Source organism: Sphingobium xenophagum, from assembly GCF_002288285.1.
Taxonomy (GTDB): domain Bacteria; phylum Pseudomonadota; class Alphaproteobacteria; order Sphingomonadales; family Sphingomonadaceae; genus Sphingobium; species Sphingobium xenophagum.
In genome coordinates this window covers 586,243-604,971 of the sequence record NZ_CP022746.1, presented here as the reverse complement: position 1 = coordinate 604,971, position 18,729 = coordinate 586,243, and the positions used below count along the sequence as shown (strand labels likewise).

Sequence of the window (18,729 nt, the reverse complement as noted above, 5' to 3'; positions counted from 1 at the left end):
GAACCTGTGATCAGGACGCAAGCGAACGCCCGTTGGTGCTTCGCCATTGGCTCGGCGCGACGCCAAAATGCTTGCGAAAACAGCGGGTGAAGAAGGCGGAATCGTTAAAACCGACTTCGAACGCAACGTCGGTAATCGTGCGTCCATCATCGCACGCCAGCAACGCGGCGGCGCGTTCGAGGCGTCGCACGGTGATGAAGGCGGTCGGCGTCAGCCCGACCTGACGGACGAAATTTTTCTGCACGGCGCGCGGCGACAGGTTCAGCGCCTGGCCGATCAGCGCCGTGCCAAGGTCGGGATTGCCCAGATGTTCCAGCGCATATTCAATCGGCGAGCGCAGTTGATGGATGGATGGCCTTTCCAATGTGCTGCGACGGCACATCATCTGCGCCGCATCGGCCAGCAATATCCCGGCATCGTCATCCAGATGATCAAACTGGTCGCGCTGCGACCACAGGCCGTGGAGCATATGGGCCATGAACAGGACATGGGGGTTGGTGGACGGCAACAGGCAACCATGCCAGTCGCGCCCCGCAATATCATCGCCCATCATCGCAACCGGTATTTGCAGGATCAGGCAGTCGTTATACTGCGAAATGTCGATGGAATAGGGGTGGCGGTCATCGGCGATCACGATGTCGCCCACGCGGGCAATACTGCTGCGATCGCCGTGCAGCATGGTCACCGACCCGCGATGGAGCAGATGGAGCAGCAGATGCCGTTCCTCTCCATCGGTCGCGATCCGGCTGACCTGCGCCCGTTCGCTGCGTGCCCGCGCCAGCCCCACGCCGCCCAGGGACCAGCGCGCCAGATCCGCCTTGATGCCTTCGGGCGCGTGTGCGGTCATGCCGGGGAAGGCTTCGGCAACGACCTCTCGCCAGAAACGCTGGCGACGCGGTGGCGGCACCAGCCGGGTGGAAAAACGCTCGACCGCGCTCAGCGGACGCACTCCACACGATCTAGAACATCATGAGCCATGCCCTGCATCCCTCTCTTCGCCCACCGCGACGCTATTGCTGGTCGTCAGCGAGTCATCCCACAGGACGAAAAAGTATCCCAAGCATACGAAACTGGCAATATGGCCGATATATCACAGGCTACCAACGCAGTAGGCCGATCAATTCCCTGCGCCATGGCCAGAGCAGGATGGCGTTGAGCAATAGCGTGACGATGCCGAACGCATATTCGACTACGCCCGGATCCAGCACGAAATTCCAGTAACCGATCACGACATTGAGCGGCACGCTGGCCAGCGCGGCAGGCAATACCGCGCGGTTCGCCAGCACCAGCAGCGCCACGATCACCTCCATGATCTTGATCCAGGCGAACAAGCCGCTGTGGATCAGCGCCAGGGTGAATTCCTGCGCCAGCGGCGTGTTGCCCAGCGGCTGAAGATCGAAGGGGGTGAAATATTCTACCCCCGAAAACAGGAACCACCCCCCATAAATGATACGTGCGGCGGTATAGGCGGCCCCCTGCCCCCGCCCCTGCGCATCCAGCACGATTATGCTCAAAAGCCGCTGGGCGTGGCGTCGAGCAACATGGTCTTGGTTTCCAGATAGGCGTGCAGGCCTTCCACCCCGCCCTCGCGCCCGATCCCCGATTGCTTGAAGCCGCCAAAAGGCAGGCCGAACTCCATCTTCATGCCATTCTGCCCAAATCCGCCTGCGCGGATGCGACGGCCGATGCGATAGGCGGCATCGGCGTCATTGGTCAGCACCGATCCATTCAGGCCAAAGGCGCTGTCATTGGCGATGCGGATTGCATCCTCCTCATCATCGGCGGGAATGAGGCACAGCACGGGGCCGAAAATTTCCTCCTGCGCGATGCGGCTCTTGTTATCCACATTCGCGAACAGGGTGGGTTCAATGAAATAGCCGCTGTTCATATGGGCAGGCCGGTTGCCGCCGGTCACGAGATCGGCACTTGCGCGACCCAGCGCGACATATTCCTCCACCCGTTCAAGCTGGCGCTTCATCGCCACCGGGCCAAGCTGTGTATCGGGCGCATCGCTATGGCCGATGCGGATGCCCTGCATCACCTTTGCAATGGCGTCGGCCAGTTCGTCATGACGATGGCGCGGCACGATCGCACGCGACAGCATGGCGCAAACCTGTCCGCTCATGATCGTGATGGTGTTGCCCAGGATCGCAGCGGCGACCTCTATGGGAAAATCGTCGCGCACGATCGCTGCCGATTTGCCGCCCAGTTCCAGCGTGCAACGCGCGACCCGCCCGGCGCAGACCTCGCCGATCCGCTTGCCCGCCAGCGTCGATCCGGTGAAGGTCACCTTGTCGATGCCGGGGTTGCGGACCAGATGGTCGGATGCGTCGCGTCCCGCCGCGACCAGATTGACCACGCCGGCCGGCACCCCTGCCGCTTCCGCCGCTTCGGCTATGATATAGGCTTCCAGCGGGGTCTCCGGCGACGGCTTCATGATGACGGTGCAGCCTGCAACCATGGCATAGGCGACCTTGGACGACATGATGCCATAGGGCGCGTTCCAGGGCGCGATCGCGGCGACAACGCCAGCGGGTTCCTGCGCAACTATCGCCGTATGGACCTGGCTCGCCGGACGTTTTTCGACAAAGGGAAAGCTGTCGGCATAGCCTGCGATCGCCATGAATGTTGCGGTCGCACCGCCAGTCATGATTGGCGCAAAGCTGGCGAGGCCACCGACCTGCGCCGTCCAGGCGGCGGACAGTTCAGGCGCGCGCTTGCCCAATTCTTCACCCATCCGCCGCACGATCGCGCCACGCTCGGCAGGCGCCATGGTGGACCATGGGCCATCATCGAACGCCGTGCGGGCGGCAGCGACGGCGCGGTCCATGTCCGCTTCGGTCCCATCGACGACGCGGGCAATAACCGCCTCGCTGTTGGGCGAAACGATTTCGATCATCCGGTCAGCCGTCGATTCGACCCATGCGCCACCAATGAACAGCTTGTCGGGGTGGGCGATATGGATGTTGTCGGGAACCATGGTCTATCCTCTTCCTGGCTGGCGCACTACGCCTTTTCAGCGGCACACTATAACGGTCGTTATTATTATCGCAACCCGTTCGCTCGTTTTTTAGCGCTTGACAGGCTGGGGTGGCGCCAACCAATTATATCATTCGTTACGATAAGCGCTGCGCAATGCCCACAGAGAGGAACGCCGATCCATGACCCGTCCGCAGGACATGGGCATAACGCCATCTTTTACCCCGCGGCTGATCCTGTCATTGCTCCTGTGCGGGCTGGTCCTGTTCGTCGATGGCTATGATCTGGCGGCGATGCCGCTGGCGTTGCCCCATATCGCAAAGGCACTCGACATTCCGCCCGCCCGCTTCGGCTTTGCCCTTTCGGCGGTATTGCTGGGCCTGGGCGTCGGCGCGGTTTTGCTGGCGCCGCTGGGGGATCGCTTCGGCCGCCGCCGGATGATCACCCTCTCGGTCATCTGTATCGGCCTGTTGACCATGGCGACGGCCAGCGGAACGAACATCGCCAGCTTCATCATATGGCGCTTGCTGACTGGCTTGGCTCTGGGCGCATGCCTGCCCAACGTCACTGCGCTGGCCGCGATCTGGGCGCCGCCGGGGCGACGCGCAAGCACGTTGACGATCGTATCGCTCGGCATCTCCTTTGGCGCGATCGTCGCGGGCCTGATTGCGCCGCCGCTGATCGCGCTGGGCGGTTGGCGCGCGCTGTTCCTGTTGCCGGGCGCAGCGACATTGCTGCTTGCGCTCGCCCTGTTCCTGCTATTTCCCCCCGAAAAGAAAGCAGAGCCCGGAACTGACGCCCGCGCTGTCCGCCCACTTGCCCGCATATTGCGCAGGCCACTCCGATTCCCGACGATCGTTTTTGCATTACTCTATGGTATCAATGCTTTCGGCCTCTATCTTATCATCAGTTGGACGCCGACCCTGCTGCCGCAGGCGGGCTTCACGCTGGATCAGGCCGCACGATCGATCACCATCATCCAGTCGGGTGGACTGGTCATCGCTCTGGCGCTCGCCTGGCTGATTGATCGCAACCATGCCGTGCTGGCGCTGGCGGGTGCCTATGTCACGATCATCGCGGCTTTCGCCCTGCTGGCGATCCTGTCTACCGGGACTTTGTCGACCAACCTGCTGCTGCTGGTGGCGGGCGGCGGCATTGTCGGGGTCCATCTGTGCATCATGGCCGTCGTCACCGGCGTCTTTCCGCCCGATTGTCTGGCCACCGCCATTGGCTTTGGCGTCGCAGTCGCCCGTATCGGCGCCATAGGCGGGCCGCTGGCCGGTGGCTGGCTGATCGGCAACGGCGCGGGTCCGGGGTCCTTCTTCCTGTTCGCGATCCTGCCGATGGCGCTTTGCCTGCTGATCACATTCGCCCTGCCCGCCGCACGTCGCGCTGGCCAGTCCGGATGCGATCACCCCTAGTCGATCAGGCGCGAACCAATGGCAAAGCGCAGCCCGACGACCCAGGCGTCGCGGATGGTCGGGTCAGCGCCGGGATTGTGGACATATTGCAGGTTGGGCTGCACCGTGAGCCATGGCGACAGCGGCGCACGATAGGTGATTTCGGCGACCGATTCAGTGCGCTGCGCGGCACTGCTTCGGCGATAATCGGGGGATGTGGAGGCGGTCACCACCGCCAGACCAAATTCGTCCTCCGGCCGCCCGTTCACCGCGCCTGTCCATTTTACGCCCAGACTGGCGAACCGGTCGAACATATTGAACCGCCCGCTTGACGTCCCAAGCCGGAAGAAGCCGTCCACCTTCTCATCGCCATCGCTCATCAGCGGCATTTCCCCACGCAGATAGACCCCGGCATTGCCCCGCCCCATGCTTCCATCCCAGGCTTCGAACGTCGCTGTGTAGCGCCAATGCCCCAGCAACAGTCGCGCGCCGGCAATCGGCACGTCGAGTTCACCGATCAGCAGCGCGCCATCGCCGTTACCCAGTTTGATCGCGGTGCGGGCAGGATGGTCGGGATCGCCCGGTACCCCGTCCAATATCGCCGCGCGCACAGCCCAGCCCTCGGCCGGCTGCCATTCGACACGCGCGGCCAGCGATGTCGATGGGAAGATCGACGGACCATTGCGACCCGTCAGCGAAATATCGCTGCCGATCCCATGCGCGCTGCCGACGAAAACGCCAGCGGCATCGAGCGCATCAAATTCCGAGTTGAGATCATATAATCCTGCCTTCAGCGACAGGCCGGGCGCGATCGTCTGGTTGATCCAGGCTTCATATAGTCTGAACGCCCGCGTCCCCGTTTCGATATTGCTGACTGCGTGCACATCCCCCACCGCGTTGGAGATCGACGCGCCATTATTGTAGAGGCCATAGACATGCGCCTCGGCCCCGCGCCAACCGAGCGTCGCCTCCAGATCGGCCTCCAGCACTATGTCGAGATTATCGAGATAGCGCGCGCGCCGCTTCAATCCGCCCGCTACATTGGCCATCAGTTCGCCGGTATAGGTGACCTCCAGCAGCACCGGCCCCTGCGTCTCGTCAATCTCTCCCGCCGCATGGATGTGCGAATGGGGTCGCCGCGGCAACGCATCATCCGCCGCAGCGGCCAGCAACAGAAAGGGGGCGATCATCATGATGGTAAAAGGGCCGGTACGCAGGTCATAGCAACAGGAAGAATAAAGGTCGGGCTGCGGCGTCGATAACGGATGATCCTCGCCAGACGCCATAGTCGACTGAAAACCGACCCCATTTCAGCATGAATATGCGCCAGACCCTCAGCCATCGATTGACGCCCGGTGCAGGACGCCATAGGCGCACCGACAGTTTCAACCCACGGGGTGTCCTGGCGCTGTCAGGGCTGAGAGGCGGATCGGGCGCAGGGGGCGTCCAGTCTGCAAACCCGCGAACCTGATCCGGCTCACACCGGCGGAGGAATAGGGATATGCGTCTTTACGCCATTATGTCGCCTGCCATATCGATCGCACTGCTACTGGGTTCAGGCTACGCCCATGCGGACGACAGCATCGTCGTCACCGCGCGTGGTCGCGCAGAAGCCGAAATCCGGGTGCCCGACACGATCGCCGTCTATGGTCCCGCCGCCATCGCCGCGCAGCGCCTGACCACGATCGACGATTTCATCGCGGCAACGCCCGGCATCTTCATCATCAACGATCAGGATCCCGGCACCAACCTCATATCCGTGCGGGGCGTATCCACCAACCGCAGCCAATCGCCCTCTATCGCCTATATTGTCGACGGATTGGCGTTGCCCGATTCCGAACTCTTCACGTTGCGCCCCTATGATCTGGCGCGGGTCGAGATTTTGAAGGGGCCGCAGGGCGCCTTGTTCGGCCGGTCGGCATCGGGCGGGGCCATCGCCATGACGACCAACGATCCCGGCCCGGACTGGGGCGGCGAAGCAGCCGTCGGGATCGGCAACGGCCTGACCTGGACCGCCGATGGCGTGGTCAACGCCCCGGTGTCGCAACAGGTGCAATTGCGCCTGGCCGGTTCCTATCGCAACAGCGACGGCTTCATCCGCAACAGCTTTCTGGACAAGAAGGTCGATGGCAGCATCAGCCGCAATCTGCGCCTGAAGGCAAAGGTCGCGCTGAACGAAACCGCTACGTTCCGCTTTCGCCTGGGCTGGGCCAACGAAGAAGGCGGGGCGGCCTATATTTCATCGGGCAATGTTACTGGCCTTTATGGCGGGCGACTGTCGGGTGCGGCATTGACCGACCCGTTCGGGGATTTTGAAGGGCGGGCATCGCGTACATGGTGGGGCGCGCAGGCCAGCTATGAACAGGAAGCGGGTGACGGGCTGCTCTTCACATGGACTGGCGGCTATGACGATTATCATAAGGATTTCGTTGAAGAACTGGATTTTCGCAACGACAAGCCATTGACGCTGTTCGGCGCGCCATTATTCCCGGATGGTATTCAACCCATCTCCCAACCTGTTGATATAAAAGCCTGGACCAGCGAAACCCGTCTGACGTCGCGCGGCGATGGGCCGCTGCGCTGGCATGTCGGCCTGTTCTACCAACGGCTGGAGCGCGACCGGACCGATGATTTCGGGCCGCTGCTGTTCGGCAGCGAAGCGCTGCGCGCGGAAACCCGCTCCAGCCAGATCGGTGTTTTCGGGCAGGCGAGCTACGACATTGCGCCACAGGTCGAAGCCACATTGGCGCTGCGCTATGACCGCGACCGGCGCAAGGAAGATACGGTCGGTACTGCGAGTGGAACGACGGTCGCGCAACGTGCCCGGACGTTCGAGAAATGGCAGCCCAAACTGTCCCTCGCCTGGCGCCCGACCGATCATCTGACCGCCTATGTCACTGGCGCGATCGGTTTCAAGGCGGGCGGCTTCAACCCCCTGCCCGGCCCGACCGATGTATGGCAGGCCGTGTTCCCGGCCGAAACCACCCGCTCGGTCGAGGCGGGCGTCAAGGGTGAGAGCGCGGATGGGCGTATTCGCCTGTCGCTCGCGGGCTTCATCACTGACTATGACAACTTCCAGAACACCGTGTTCCTTGGCAATTCGGTCGTCCTGTCGGTGCCACAGGTCGATGTCCACGGGATCGAAGCGTCGGCGCAGGCGGCGCTGGGCGCGGGCTTCAGCCTGGATGGTGGGCTGGCCTGGACCCACAGCCGCACCAGCACCTATTTCACGCCCAACCCCACGCCAGAACCAGGTGAACCCGCTATCCTGAACATGAGCGGCAAGCGCACCCCCAACGCGCCCGACTGGACCATCAACAGCGGCATTGGCTGGCAGGGTGCGGCCGGACCTGCGACTGTCAATGTTCGGCTTAGTGTCGCCTATGTCTCACGCGTCGATTTCGAGATCGACAATATCCTTCATTCACCTGGCTACACCTCGGTTGATGGGCGTATAGGCGTCAGCCACGGGGCATGGACGTTCGACCTTTGGGCCAAGAACCTGCTCGACAAACGCTGGGCGATCTCGGCTTTTGGCCAGCAGCAATTGCCGCTACTGCTGGGCCTTGGCCCTGATGGACCGTTCGACAGTTTCACCATCAACACCGGCCGCCAATTTGGCGCCAGCGCATCCGTGCGCTTTTGACGAAGGACATGGCGATGGGCTTTTGCGATCAGATCTGGGCAGACGTCGCCCCGTTGCGGCAGGCTATCCTGGCCCATCCATTCCTGACCGCGCTGGCAGACGGAACATTGCCACGCGATAGCTTCCAACATTATATCGTGCAGGACAGCCTCTATCTGGCTGAATATGCCCGCACATTGGCGATCGCCGCGGCCCGCGCGCCCAGTGCCGCAGGGCGGCTGGAATTTTCCGACGGCGCGAAAGTTGCGGTGCAGGTTGAAGAAGCGCTGCATCAGGCCTTCTTCGCTCAGTTCGGCGTCAGCGCAACCACAGCGCAGGGTGCCGAGCCAACCCCCTCCTGCCTTGGCTACACCAGCTATCTCGCCAGCCTGGCCGCGACCCGCAGCTATGAGGAATTGGTCGCTGGCATCCTGCCCTGTTTCTGGGTCTATTGGGAAGTCGGCTGCGCCATCAAGCCACGCGCCGTCAGTCCCAACCCCTATGCGCCATGGATCGAAACCTATGCCGATCCCGGGTTTGGCGCGGCGACCGACCGGGTTCGCGCGCTGGTGGACGAAGCGGCCGCCGCCACGACTCCGGCGGTGCGCGACGCCATGGCCCGCGCCTTCCGCAACGCGACCCGTTATGAGTGGATGTTCTGGGATTCGGCCTGGCGCCTGGAAAGCTGGCCGGTCTGATCCGCCAATAGTCCGCTGGCCCAAGCGGGGGGAGCATGGCCATTCTGGCGTCCGGCATGTTGCGGCGGATGGACTGGGCGTTCGCCTCGATCAAGCGAGTGGATGCGGGCAGACAGGGCATATTGCCCTGTGTAAAGAAGCGTCATGACACAGACGAACCCCCTGCTCGATTCCGGCCTGCTCCCGCGTTTTGGCGACATTCGGCCCGACCACATCCTGCCCGCCGTCGAAACGGCGATTGCCGATCATCGCGCGGCGATGCGGCGCTGTGCCAGCGCGCAAGGCTATGATGCGATATTTCTGGCCAAGGATCGCGCCGATGCCGCCCTGTCGCGGGTATGGCAGACCGTGTCCCATCTGGTCGGGGTCGCGAACACGCCCGAACTGCGCGCGGCGCATGGCGACGCGCAGCCGATGATCGACAGCTATTTTGCCGAAGTCGGGCAAGATCGCGCGCTCTATGACGCGCTGGCCGCCATCCCGCGCGACGGGCTGGACGAAGCGCAGGCACGCGCGCTAGCGCTGACATTGCAAGGGTTTGAGCTGTCTGGCGTGGGCCTGGACGGCGCGGAGCGGGAGGCCTTTGCCGCCAACAGCGTGGCACAGGGACGTTTGGCGACCGAATTTGCCAATGCGGTCATGGACGCGACCGAAGCCTGGACGCTGCACGTCACCGACCCCGCCCGACTGGCAGGCGTGCCGGAAAGCGACCGCAACGCCATGGCCCGCACGGCGGAGGAGAAGGGCCTGGATGGCTGGCTGATCGATCTTCACGCGCCGTCGGTGCGCGCGATTACCGGCTTTGCCGACGATCGCGATCTACGGCACACCGTTTATGAGGCCTATGGCACCCGCGCCTCCGATCAGGGGCCTCATGCCGGGCAGTTCGACAATAGCGACCGGATTACACAGTTGCTGGCGTTGCGGCAGGCGGCGGCGGGGCTGTTGGGCTATGCCGACCCTGTCGCCTTGTCGCTCTCCACCAAAATGGCGCGCGATGGTGAAGAAGTCGATGCATTTCTGGTCGATCTTGCCCGACGCGCCCGCCCACATGCGGAGCGGGAACTGGCCGAACTGGCGAAATTCGCGCAGGCGCAACTGGGTATCGACCGGTTGGAGCCTTGGGATATAGCCTATGCGACCGAGCGAATGCGGCGCGCGGTCCATGCCCTGGACGAGGCGGAAATTCGCGCACATCTGCCGCTCGCGCGCATATTGGACGGCCTCTTTGCGCTGGTCACCGAACTGTACGGGGTGGACATCCGACCGGCCGACGGCGCGCCGGTCTGGCATGAGGATGTGCGCTATTTCACCGTGCATGATGCCGATGGCGCACCGATAGCCGCGCTCTATTGCGATCTGTTCGCTCGCGCTGGCAAGCGCGGCGGAGCATGGATGGACGTGTGTCGCCCACGCTTGCGCGAAGCCGAGACGGTGCACATTCCCATCGCCTATCTGGTGTGCAATTTCGCCAGCGGCAGCGCGGATCGCCCGGCGCATCTGACCCATCAGGAAATGGTGACCCTGTTCCACGAAATGGGCCATTGCCTCCATCATCTGCTGACGCAGGTGGATGTGCCATCTGTCGGTGGCATATCCGGCGTCGAATGGGACGCGGTGGAACTGCCCAGCCAGTTCATGGAGAATTTCGCCTGGGAACCCGCGATGTTGCGGCGCGTGTCCGCGCATGAGGAAAGCGGCCGTCCACTGGACGAAGCCATGATCGCAAGGATGCTGGCGGCGCGGCGTTTCATGGGCGCGGTGGCGCTGCTGCGGCAGGTCGAATTTGCCCTGTTCGATCTGCGCCTGCACCAGTCGGCAGCGCAAGAGGATGGCCCGACAGTGCAAGAGATTGTCGCTGCCGTGCGCCAGGATGTGGCAGTGATCCACCCTCCGGCATGGCACCGCTTCTCGCACAGTTTCAGCCATATTTTTGCGGGCGGTTATGCCGCTGGCTATTACAGCTATTTGTGGGCCGAACGCCTGTCGGCCGACGCCTTTGAAGCCTTTGCCGAGGATAAGGCAGATCGCGCCGCGCTGGGCGGCCTCTTTCGCGACCATGTTCTGGCGCGCGGCGGATCGCGCCCGGCAATCGACAATTTTGTCGCCTTCCGCGGACGTCAACCCGATTCCGCCGCCCTGCTGCGCGCGCTGGGACTGGCGGCGTAAGGCCGTGTATCATCCACAAAAGTAATGCATAACCGGCGTCGCTCCTGCGAGAGACGCCGGTTCGGCCAATTAGCCGTTGAGCTTGTCCTTGACCGCCTTGGCCGGGGTAAAGCCGAGTTTCTTCGACGCAGCAATCTGAATGGTCGCACCGGTCGAGGGGTTGCGGCCTTCGCGCGCCGGCGAGTCCTTCACCTTGAACTTGCCAAAGCCATTGAGCGACACTTCTTCACCCTTGGCAGCGGCATCGGCGATGGCGGCAAAAACACCGTCGACAATCTTGCGAGCATCCGCCTTGGTGATGCCGTTCGCCGCGGCAATGCCGTCGGCCAGATCGCTATTGTTCATAAAATGCCTTCCGTATGGGAGTTATTGCCATGCCCGCATAACCAAGGCTGAGGCGCTGGTCCATATGCCACGTTGCGCAAACTTGGGCTTTGCGGGCAGTTTTGGCCGATTTTCATGCCGTTGCGCCCCTTTGCGCAGGTTTCGGGCGGGCCAGGGGACGTGGACCGCGTGGTTTCGCGCATTCGTCATCGACTCTGGACTGACAGGCATGTCGGGGGCTTTGCCATGGCCCCCGGCCTATCTCCTGCGCCAGCTTCAGGCGCGCGCGGCGGTAATGATTATTTCGACCTTGTAATCGGGCGTCGCCAGTTTCGCTTCGCCGGTCGCGCGTGTGGGCGCTGCAACCTCTGCGATCCAGGCGTCCCATACCGCATTCATTTCGGCGAAATCAGCCATGTCGGCGAGCCAGATCGTAGCGCGCAGGATATGCGCCTTGCTACTGCCCGCCAGCGCCAGCAGACGCTCAATTTCCGCCAGCGCAGATTGGGTCTGGGCGGTCACGCTGTCGCCTTCGCCAACCTGGCCCGCCAGATAAACGGTATCGCCATGAATGACAGCCTCGCTCATGCGCGGGCCGGTTTCGATGCGGGTGATGGTCATGAGGCTTCTCCTTGAAAATCAGCGACGATAACGCGCCAGAGCCAGGTCGGCGGTTTCGATGGCAGGGGTCTGGCCGCCGATCAGGTCGGCGATGACCTGTCCCGATCCGCAGGCCATGGTCCAGCCAAGCGTGCCATGGCCCGTGTTGAGGAAGAGATTGTCGATTGGCGTCGCGCCGATTACCGGGGTGGAATCAGGCGTCATCGGTCGCAACCCGCTCCAGAATGTTGCCTGGCTGAGGTCGCCTGCGCCGGGGAACAGCGTGCCGACGCTATGGTCGAGCGTATCGCGGCGCGCCTGCGGCAGATCATTGGTGTAACCCGACAATTCGGCCATGCCGCCCACGCGGATGCGGTCGCCCAGCCGGGTGATCGCAACCTTGTAGCTTTCATCGAGCAGTGTCGAGACCGGCGCGGCATCGGGCCGCACGATCGGCACGGTGATGGAATAGCCCTTCACCGGATAGACCGGAAGCCGCATGCCAAGTGGGGCCAGGAGCAAGGGCGAGAAGCTGCCCATGGCGACGAGATAGGCGTCGCCGGTGACGTCGCCTTCGTCGGTGACGACATGGGTGATCTGCCCGGCTGCGCGCGCCAGCCCCTTGATGGTGCGGCCCATCAGGAACTGGACGCCGCGCGCCCGCGCCATGTCTGCGAGGGCATTGGTGAATTTGAAGCAGTCGCCCGTCTCGTCATTGGGCAGGCGCAGGCCGCCCGCGATGGAGGACGCGCTGGCGGCAAGGCCAGGTTCGGCGGCGATACAGCCGGCGCGGTCCAGCACCTCGAAAGGCACATTATCGGCGCGCAGCACCTCAATATCCTTGGCGATGCCGTCGAGTTGCTTTTGTTCGCGAAAAAGTTGCAGCGTGCCCTGACGGCGCTCGTCATAGCTGATGCCGGTGGCGGCGCGCAGGGCAATCAGCTGATCGCGGCTATATTCGGCCAGCCGCACCATCCGTCCCTTGTTGATGCGATAGTCGGCGGCGTTGCAATTGCCCAGCATCGCGATCATCCAGCGCAGCATGGCCATGTCCACATTGGGGCGCAGGATCAGCGGCGCGTGCTGCATGAACAGCCAGCGCAGCGCCTTGGCGGGGATGCCAGGCGCGGCCCAGGGGGATGCGTAACCGGGCGAGATTTCGCCAGCATTGGCGAAGCTGGTTTCCTGCGCCACGCTGCTCTGGCGATCGATCAATACGACTTCATGCCCTGCCTGCGAGAGATACCAGGCGGAGGTGACGCCGATGACCCCGCCGCCCAGGATAACGACCTTCATGCCATGATACTCCTGTCTGGATTAGCGACCGACGCGGGCAGATAGGTCCGCGCATAGCGCTTGCCCAGCCGGGTCAATATTTCGTAGCTGATCGTATCGGCCTGCGCCGAGACATCGTCGATGGTCTGGTGCGGGCCGATCAGTTCGACCGGCGCTCCGGCATGGAGCAGGGCGTCTGGCACGTCCGTGACATCGAGCGCCATACTGTCCATCGACACCCGCCCGACGATGGGCACGCGCACGCCGCCAATCCAGGCGCTACCACGATTGCTGAGATGACGCGGCCAGCCGTCAGCATAGCCCACGGAGATAGTCGCAACGCGCGCAGGCCGATCGAACCGATGGGTCAGACCATAACCGACCCCTGCCCCTGCTTCGAGGGTGCGCAGCTGAACGATATAGGCGTCCAGCGCAATGACCGACCGCATGGGATTGGGCTGGCCATGGGGGGCGCCGCCATAAAGGGCGATTCCGGCGCGGACGATGTCGCCATGTCCCACGCCCGGCGTCATGGCGCCGCCCGAATTGTCGATCGAGCGCGGGACGCCGGGGAACTGGCGAGCGATGGCATCGAAAGCGGTACGCTGCCGCTCGTTGAACCCGTCGTCGGGATCATCGGCGCAGGCCAGATGCGTCATGACAAGGCGCAGGTCGATACCATCCAGTCGCTCCGGCGATATCCGCAGGATCGCCAGCTCATCCGGGGTCAGGCCCAGGCGACCCATACCGCTGTCGATCTGAATCACTCCGGGCAAGGGGCGGCCCATCGTGCGGGCCAAGGCGGCCCGGCTATCAATCTGTTCCAGAGAATTGAGGACGGGCACCGCGCCGACCGCAACGCAATCCCCTTCCGCGCCGAGCGGCAGCCCATTGAGGATGTAGAGGGTGGTATCGATCGGCAGATGCGGTTTCAGGATCGCCGCTTCGCATAAATGAGCGACGAAGAAATGTCGGCAGCCTGCGGCGTACAGGGCAGCGGATACCGGAACGGCGCCCAGGCCATAGGCGTCGGCCTTGACCACTCCAGCAACGGTAGCGGGCGCGACATGCTGCGCGATCAGCTGATAATTGGCCACCAGCGCGCCAAGGTCGATGCACAAGCGTCCCGCCGTTCCATGCTGCAAGACCATTCCCCTTCCTACGTCGAAGTACAATAAATCACGTTTGTTCGAATATCTACGCAATCAGCAGATGATTATTCGATATTTAGCGCCTATATCGCACAATGTTTCAATGGATTTGCACATATGGCCATGTCCTTCGATAATGTGGATCGCGCGATTCTGCGCTTGCTCAAACTGAACGCGCGGCGATCCAATGCGGAAATTGCGGCGGAGGTCGGCCTTTCGCCGTCGGCTTGCCATCGACGCATCCGGCAGCTGGAAGCGCAGGGCTATATTCGCGGCTATACCGTGGTCGCAGGCGGACGGGACGACAACAGTCTGGTCAACGTGCTGGTCCAGGTGACGCTCGATCGACAGACAGAGGATCATCTTGCCCGCTTCGAACATGCGGTGCGCCAATGTCCGGAAATCCGCGAATGCTTTCTGATGACCGGTGCCGTCGATTATTGGCTGCGTGTCGAAGCGGACAGCGTGGATGCCTATGAGCGCATCCATAGCGAAATTTTGTCGCGGATGCCCGGCGTGACCCGGATCAATTCCAGCATCGCCATGCGCGACGCGCTGCGCCCGCGCCGCAGCAAGGGCTAAGGCGATGCCGCGCCGCTTAGCGAAAACCGATGGCCCAGGTGCAGGCAGCGGCGATGAGCAGGCCGACAAGCGCTTTCCACGGTGATCCGACGGGCAGATCGGCCGCGCCTTCCATATATATGGTGCTGCGGCCATGGATCATCGGGCCGATCAGATTATGGCGCAGGCGCAGCAGATAATAGAGGATGGCGGCAATGTGCAGCGCAACGAGCGTGAGCAGCAGGTTGAACAACAATCCATGCAGATCAGCGGCCAGGCGCCCCTGATCGAAGCTGACATAGTCGGCGAGTGGCCCTGATTCGAGGCCATCGACATCCACCGCGAACAGGCCAGCCGTCACCATGGCGATCAGGCTGACGATCATCAGCAGGACGCTCCAGCCACCGACCGGATTATGACCCGCCGTGGCACGATAGGGCCGTGTCCGGAGCGTTTGGAGATAGGTGAAGGCCGAGCGGGGACTGCGCACGAATTGGCCGAAGCGGGCTGTGCTGCTGCCCACAAACCCCCAATAGATACGAAAAACCAGCAGGAACAGGATGGCATAGCCCGACAGGCGGTGCCATTCCATTTCATGCTGTTCGCCGCTCCACCAGGAAAAGGTCAAAAGGGCGACGAGCAACCAGTGGAACAGCCGGATATACATATCCCAGACAAGCGAACGCAGGGATGGCGCGTCAGTCGACACGGCGCAGTCGCTCAATTGTCCGCGCGGAACTGGCGATGACAGCCGGCGCAGGTACCGCCGGTCGCCTTGGCCTGTGCGCGGATCGCGTCGATATTGCCGCCATTGACGACGCCGACCAGCTTGCCCGATTCAGCAATCAGCTTGGCCATCTGTCCATCAAAGGTCGCGCGATCGGTCCAGATGTTCGGCAAGGCGTCGGTGGATAGGCCCGCCGTCGGGCCGCTGCCCGCCGGGAACAGCCGGGATTGTTCCCGCGCCGTGGCGGCGATCGTCTGGGCCGCAGCAACCATCGTGGCTTTTACCGGCGCGCCGCTCTTGAGCTGATCGTTCAGCGCCTTCATCGCCGCGCCCATCTTCTTGTAGCCTGCCTGGCGCGCAGCGATCGCCGCCTTGGGCGCAGGCGCTGAGGTGGGCGCGGCTGTCAGCGGTTGCGCCAGCATGGGCAGGATGATGAGCGGAAGCCCCAGCATTGCGAGCGTCGGGAGACGGAAAGACGGCGATATGGTCATGCGATGTTCTACCTTGCGGTTTGGCTGTCAATGGTCAGGAACGGTCTGCGGCGCGGCACCCGCCATCTTCACCGACATCTTGTCGGGAAAGACCGCGCGAAAAATCTGCTTCACTTCGGTAAGGCCACCGTCCGCCATTTGCGCGGCGGTCTTGCCATATTTGCTGGGAATGTCGGTGCGTGCACCGCGAGCAGCCAGAATGTGCAGCATGGCTTCCAGCTCTGGCTGGACACCGCCGGCAACCAGCAGGTGGAGCGCGGTCATGCCATCTTTCCCCGCTATATCGACGACCGGCGCAAGAGACAGGGCATAGTCGAGCGTCGCCGCACTGCCCCCACGCGCCGCTGCCAGCACGACGTTGGTACCATCCGCCGCGACGAAGCGCGGATCGGCCCCTGCGGCCAGCAACAGCATCATGGCATCCTTGCGGCCATTGGCGGCAGCAATCAGCAACGGGGGCGTGGGTGGTACCGACGGCGGGGGAACGCCGAAATTGGCTTCGGTCACCCAGGTGATCCGCGACGGTCCGGTCAGGCCATTGGGATCAGCGCCCTTGGCCAGCAGTAATCGGATGAGTTCGGCATCGCCTCCCGCCGCTGCGCCATGAAGCAACTGCTCGCCGGTCCGATCCCGCTCCACTATGTCCGCGCCATGCGGCACTAGCAGGACGGCGGCCCCGTAATTTTTCTGGTACAGCGCAAGCTGGACTGCACTACTATTTTCCGGGCCGCGATGGGCGCTGTCCGCACCGGCTGCCAGCATGATCTGCGTAGCGGGGACTACGCCGCTCTTGATCGCGAAGAACAGGGGCGTGAAGCCACCCTTCGACACGCGATTGGGGTTTGCGCCAGCCTTCAGCAACAGGGCCATCGCCACAGTCCGGCCCGCCGCGGCGGCCCACATAAGGGGCGTCTGGCCACGGCTGTCGACACTGTCCGGGGCCGCGCCCAAGGAGAGCATGCGGTCGACGGCTTCTGCGGGACCGTAGCGGGCGCAAATGGCGAGCGCGCTTGTGCCATCGGCCCGTGCGCCGCGCACATCGGCGCGCGCATCCAGCAACTGCGCCAATATGGCCGGATCGCCCAGTTCGCAGGCGAGCGCCAACGGCGTCACGCCATCCTGATCGGCAGTATCGACGGTCGCGCCGCCAGCCAGCAGCGCGGCGACAATCGCGGGATTTTGGGTGTTGACTGCCCAGCCTAGCGGCGTCGCGCCGAAGGCCAGCTTCTGGTTCGGATCGGCTCTGTCGGCCAGTGCAGCCTGAACGGCCGCCACGTCATTTGCCACGATCGCGCGCGCCAGCCCATCATCCCTCTGCGGCGCGCGGGCCTGCGCGATGCCGCATCCCGCCATCAGCGCCAGCAGGGCGACACCCAGGCATGCGCGATCAAACATTGGCCAGCGCCTTGAACGGGCCGTCGCTGTCGCCAAAGCGGGTCGCGGGGACATCCAGCACCTGCAGCGTGCTCAGCAGCAGATTGGACATGGTGGTCCCTTTTGGCGCCACAACATGCCGGTCGCCCGGTACCAGCCCGCCCGCGACAATGATGGGCAGATCCATATGGTCATGTTCATTGGGATCGCCAAAGGCCGACCCGCGCAGCACCAGCGTCCGGTCCAGCAGCGATCCTTCGCCGTCCTTCACCGCCTTCATCCGTTCCAGATAATAAGCAAAATATTCCATATGATGCCGGTTGATACGGGCCAGTTTCGCCTTTTTCTCCGGGCTATTGCCGTGATGGCTGAGCATATGGTGGGAATCCGGCACGCCGATTTCCGGATAGGTGCGGTTGCTGAGTTCCCGGCCGATCATGAAACTGCCGATGCGGGTGATGTCGGCCTGCATCGCCAGCACCTGTAGGTCGATCATCAGGCGGACATGCGCATCGAAAGTGTCGGGAATGCCCGCCGGTCGTTCCAGATCAGCACTCTGCGCGCCACCGCCCGACGCGATCGCGCGCTGGATGCGCCGTTCAATGTCGCGGGTCGCTTCCAGATATTCGTCGAGCTTGCGGCGATCCTCCATCCCCAGCGCGCCGCTCAGGCGCGCACTATCGTCCATCACGAAATCCAGGATGCTCGATTGCCGCCGTAGCCGGGCCAGGCGGCTCTTGGCGTCCAGCGCGTCGCCATCGCCGAAAAGTCGCTCGAACACGTCGCGCGGATTGGCGGTGACGGGCAGCGGGACGGTAGGATTGCGCCAACTGATGCCATTGGTATAGGCGCAGCTATAGCCGATGTCGCAACTGCCCAGCAGGCTGGCCTGATCGATACCCAGTTCGAGCGAACTCAGCTGGGTCGCGTCGCCCAGATGATCGGCATAGGCCTGATCGACAGAAATGCCGCAGCGTATGTCGGTGCCTTCGGTCTGTTTCACATGGACGCCGGTGATGAAGGCGGGGCAAGAGCGGCCATGCCCCGCCGGACGATCCCCCATCGCCGCCGCGCTGGGATGGCCAAGGCCGGTGATGACGCTGATCTGCGCGCGATGCGGCGCCAGCGGCTCCAGCGTAGCTGGCAAGATGAAGCCCGGCCCCTCTGATGATGGCATGAACTGGTCCATCATCATGCCATTGGGTGAATAGAATATCTGGAGCCTTTTGGGCCGGGATGCGACATCGGCCGCCTTGGCCGATGGCATCATCGCCTCCAGAAAGGGCAGCGCCAGGGCCGTGCCAGCGCCACGCAACAGGGTTCGGCGGCTAAGCGGTTTACGCAGGATGATCATC

At 63.2% G+C, this 18,729-nt stretch carries 17 protein-coding genes and 1 riboswitch; of the genes, 5 read left to right on the top strand and 12 right to left on the bottom strand.

Going from position 1 to position 18,729, the window contains the following annotated elements:
• Positions 1-10 precede the first annotated feature (10 nt).
• The 3 genes from CJD35_RS17585 to CJD35_RS17575 all read right to left on the bottom strand — a co-directional run bounded on the left by CJD35_RS17585 (position 11) and on the right by CJD35_RS17575 (position 2,980).
• A complete protein-coding gene (locus tag CJD35_RS17585) occupies positions 11-949 on the bottom strand; it encodes an AraC family transcriptional regulator (protein ID WP_017182414.1) in 939 nt (312 codons plus the stop codon).
• Positions 950-1,097: 148 nt separating this feature from the next.
• Positions 1,098-1,514, bottom strand: a complete 417-nt coding sequence (locus CJD35_RS17580; RefSeq protein WP_017182413.1) for a hypothetical protein — start codon at positions 1,512-1,514, stop codon at positions 1,098-1,100.
• Positions 1,511-2,980, bottom strand: coding sequence for an aldehyde dehydrogenase (locus CJD35_RS17575; RefSeq protein WP_086486368.1), 1,470 nt, complete (start codon positions 2,978-2,980; stop codon positions 1,511-1,513). Before CJD35_RS17575 ends, CJD35_RS17580 begins: the two co-directional genes overlap by 4 nt.
• A gap of 181 nt (positions 2,981-3,161) precedes the next feature.
• Here CJD35_RS17575 and CJD35_RS17570 point away from each other — a divergent pair, with 181 nt between their 5' ends.
• Positions 3,162-4,400, top strand: a complete 1,239-nt coding sequence (locus CJD35_RS17570; protein ID WP_017182412.1) for an MFS transporter — start codon at positions 3,162-3,164, stop codon at positions 4,398-4,400.
• On the opposite strand, the gene CJD35_RS17565 is transcribed toward CJD35_RS17570, so the two are convergent.
• Positions 4,397-5,572 (bottom strand): carbohydrate porin, encoded by a 1,176-nt coding sequence (locus CJD35_RS17565; RefSeq protein ID WP_244917277.1) that lies wholly within the window; start codon positions 5,570-5,572, stop codon positions 4,397-4,399. The two genes, CJD35_RS17570 and CJD35_RS17565, sit on opposite strands and share 4 nt — an antisense overlap.
• A 190-nt stretch (positions 5,573-5,762) precedes the next feature.
• A riboswitch (TPP riboswitch) is annotated at positions 5,763-5,890 on the top strand.
• Here CJD35_RS17565 and CJD35_RS17560 point away from each other — a divergent pair.
• From CJD35_RS17560 to CJD35_RS17550, 3 genes are all read left to right on the top strand, one after another.
• Entirely contained in the window at positions 5,881-8,025 is a 2,145-nt protein-coding gene (locus CJD35_RS17560) for a TonB-dependent receptor (protein ID WP_241763614.1), read from the top strand. Its footprint overlaps the riboswitch before it by 10 nt.
• A gap of 8 nt (positions 8,026-8,033) precedes the next feature.
• Entirely contained in the window at positions 8,034-8,702 is a 669-nt protein-coding gene (gene tenA, locus CJD35_RS17555) for a thiaminase II (protein WP_086486370.1), read from the top strand.
• Positions 8,703-8,846: 144 nt separating this feature from the next.
• Complete coding sequence (locus tag CJD35_RS17550) at positions 8,847-10,871, top strand: M3 family metallopeptidase (RefSeq protein WP_017182408.1); 2,025 nt, start codon at positions 8,847-8,849, stop codon at positions 10,869-10,871.
• A 69-nt stretch (positions 10,872-10,940) separates the two neighbouring features.
• On the opposite strand, the gene CJD35_RS17545 is transcribed toward CJD35_RS17550, so the two are convergent.
• From CJD35_RS17545 to alr, 4 genes are all read right to left on the bottom strand, one after another.
• Complete coding sequence (locus tag CJD35_RS17545) at positions 10,941-11,216, bottom strand: HU family DNA-binding protein (RefSeq protein WP_017182407.1); 276 nt, start codon at positions 11,214-11,216, stop codon at positions 10,941-10,943.
• Positions 11,217-11,471: 255 nt separating this feature from the next.
• Positions 11,472-11,816, bottom strand: coding sequence for a RidA family protein (locus CJD35_RS17540; protein ID WP_017182406.1), 345 nt, complete (start codon positions 11,814-11,816; stop codon positions 11,472-11,474).
• An 18-nt stretch (positions 11,817-11,834) separates the two neighbouring features.
• Positions 11,835-13,091 carry a D-amino acid dehydrogenase gene (locus CJD35_RS17535; RefSeq protein WP_095687296.1) on the bottom strand — a complete coding sequence of 419 codons (1,257 nt, stop codon included), beginning with the start codon at positions 13,089-13,091 and terminating at the stop codon, positions 11,835-11,837.
• A complete protein-coding gene (gene alr, locus CJD35_RS17530) occupies positions 13,088-14,221 on the bottom strand; it encodes an alanine racemase (protein ID WP_017182404.1) in 1,134 nt (377 codons plus the stop codon). Before alr ends, CJD35_RS17535 begins: the two co-directional genes overlap by 4 nt.
• A 117-nt stretch (positions 14,222-14,338) precedes the next feature.
• Between alr and CJD35_RS17525 the strand changes: the two genes are divergently transcribed.
• Positions 14,339-14,803, top strand: coding sequence for an Lrp/AsnC family transcriptional regulator (locus CJD35_RS17525; RefSeq protein WP_017182403.1), 465 nt, complete (start codon positions 14,339-14,341; stop codon positions 14,801-14,803).
• Between the two features lie 16 nt (positions 14,804-14,819).
• Here the strand turns inward: CJD35_RS17525 and CJD35_RS17520 are convergent, their stop codons facing one another.
• The 4 genes from CJD35_RS17520 to CJD35_RS17505 are packed head-to-tail and all read right to left on the bottom strand — an operon-like array spanning position 14,820 to position 18,728.
• Entirely contained in the window at positions 14,820-15,449 is a 630-nt protein-coding gene (locus CJD35_RS17520) for a cytochrome b/b6 domain-containing protein (protein WP_095687295.1), read from the bottom strand.
• 53 nt (positions 15,450-15,502) lie between these two features.
• A complete protein-coding gene (locus CJD35_RS17515) occupies positions 15,503-16,000 on the bottom strand; it encodes a c-type cytochrome (RefSeq protein WP_026002260.1) in 498 nt (165 codons plus the stop codon).
• A gap of 27 nt (positions 16,001-16,027) precedes the next feature.
• Positions 16,028-17,395, bottom strand: coding sequence for an ankyrin repeat domain-containing protein (locus CJD35_RS17510; RefSeq protein ID WP_017182400.1), 1,368 nt, complete (start codon positions 17,393-17,395; stop codon positions 16,028-16,030).
• Positions 17,388-18,728: a DUF1552 domain-containing protein gene (locus CJD35_RS17505; RefSeq protein ID WP_095687294.1), complete on the bottom strand. Its 1,341-nt coding sequence runs from the start codon at positions 18,726-18,728 to the stop codon at positions 17,388-17,390. The genes CJD35_RS17510 and CJD35_RS17505 overlap by 8 nt, the downstream gene beginning before the upstream one ends.
• Between the last annotated feature and the right edge of the window lies 1 nt (position 18,729).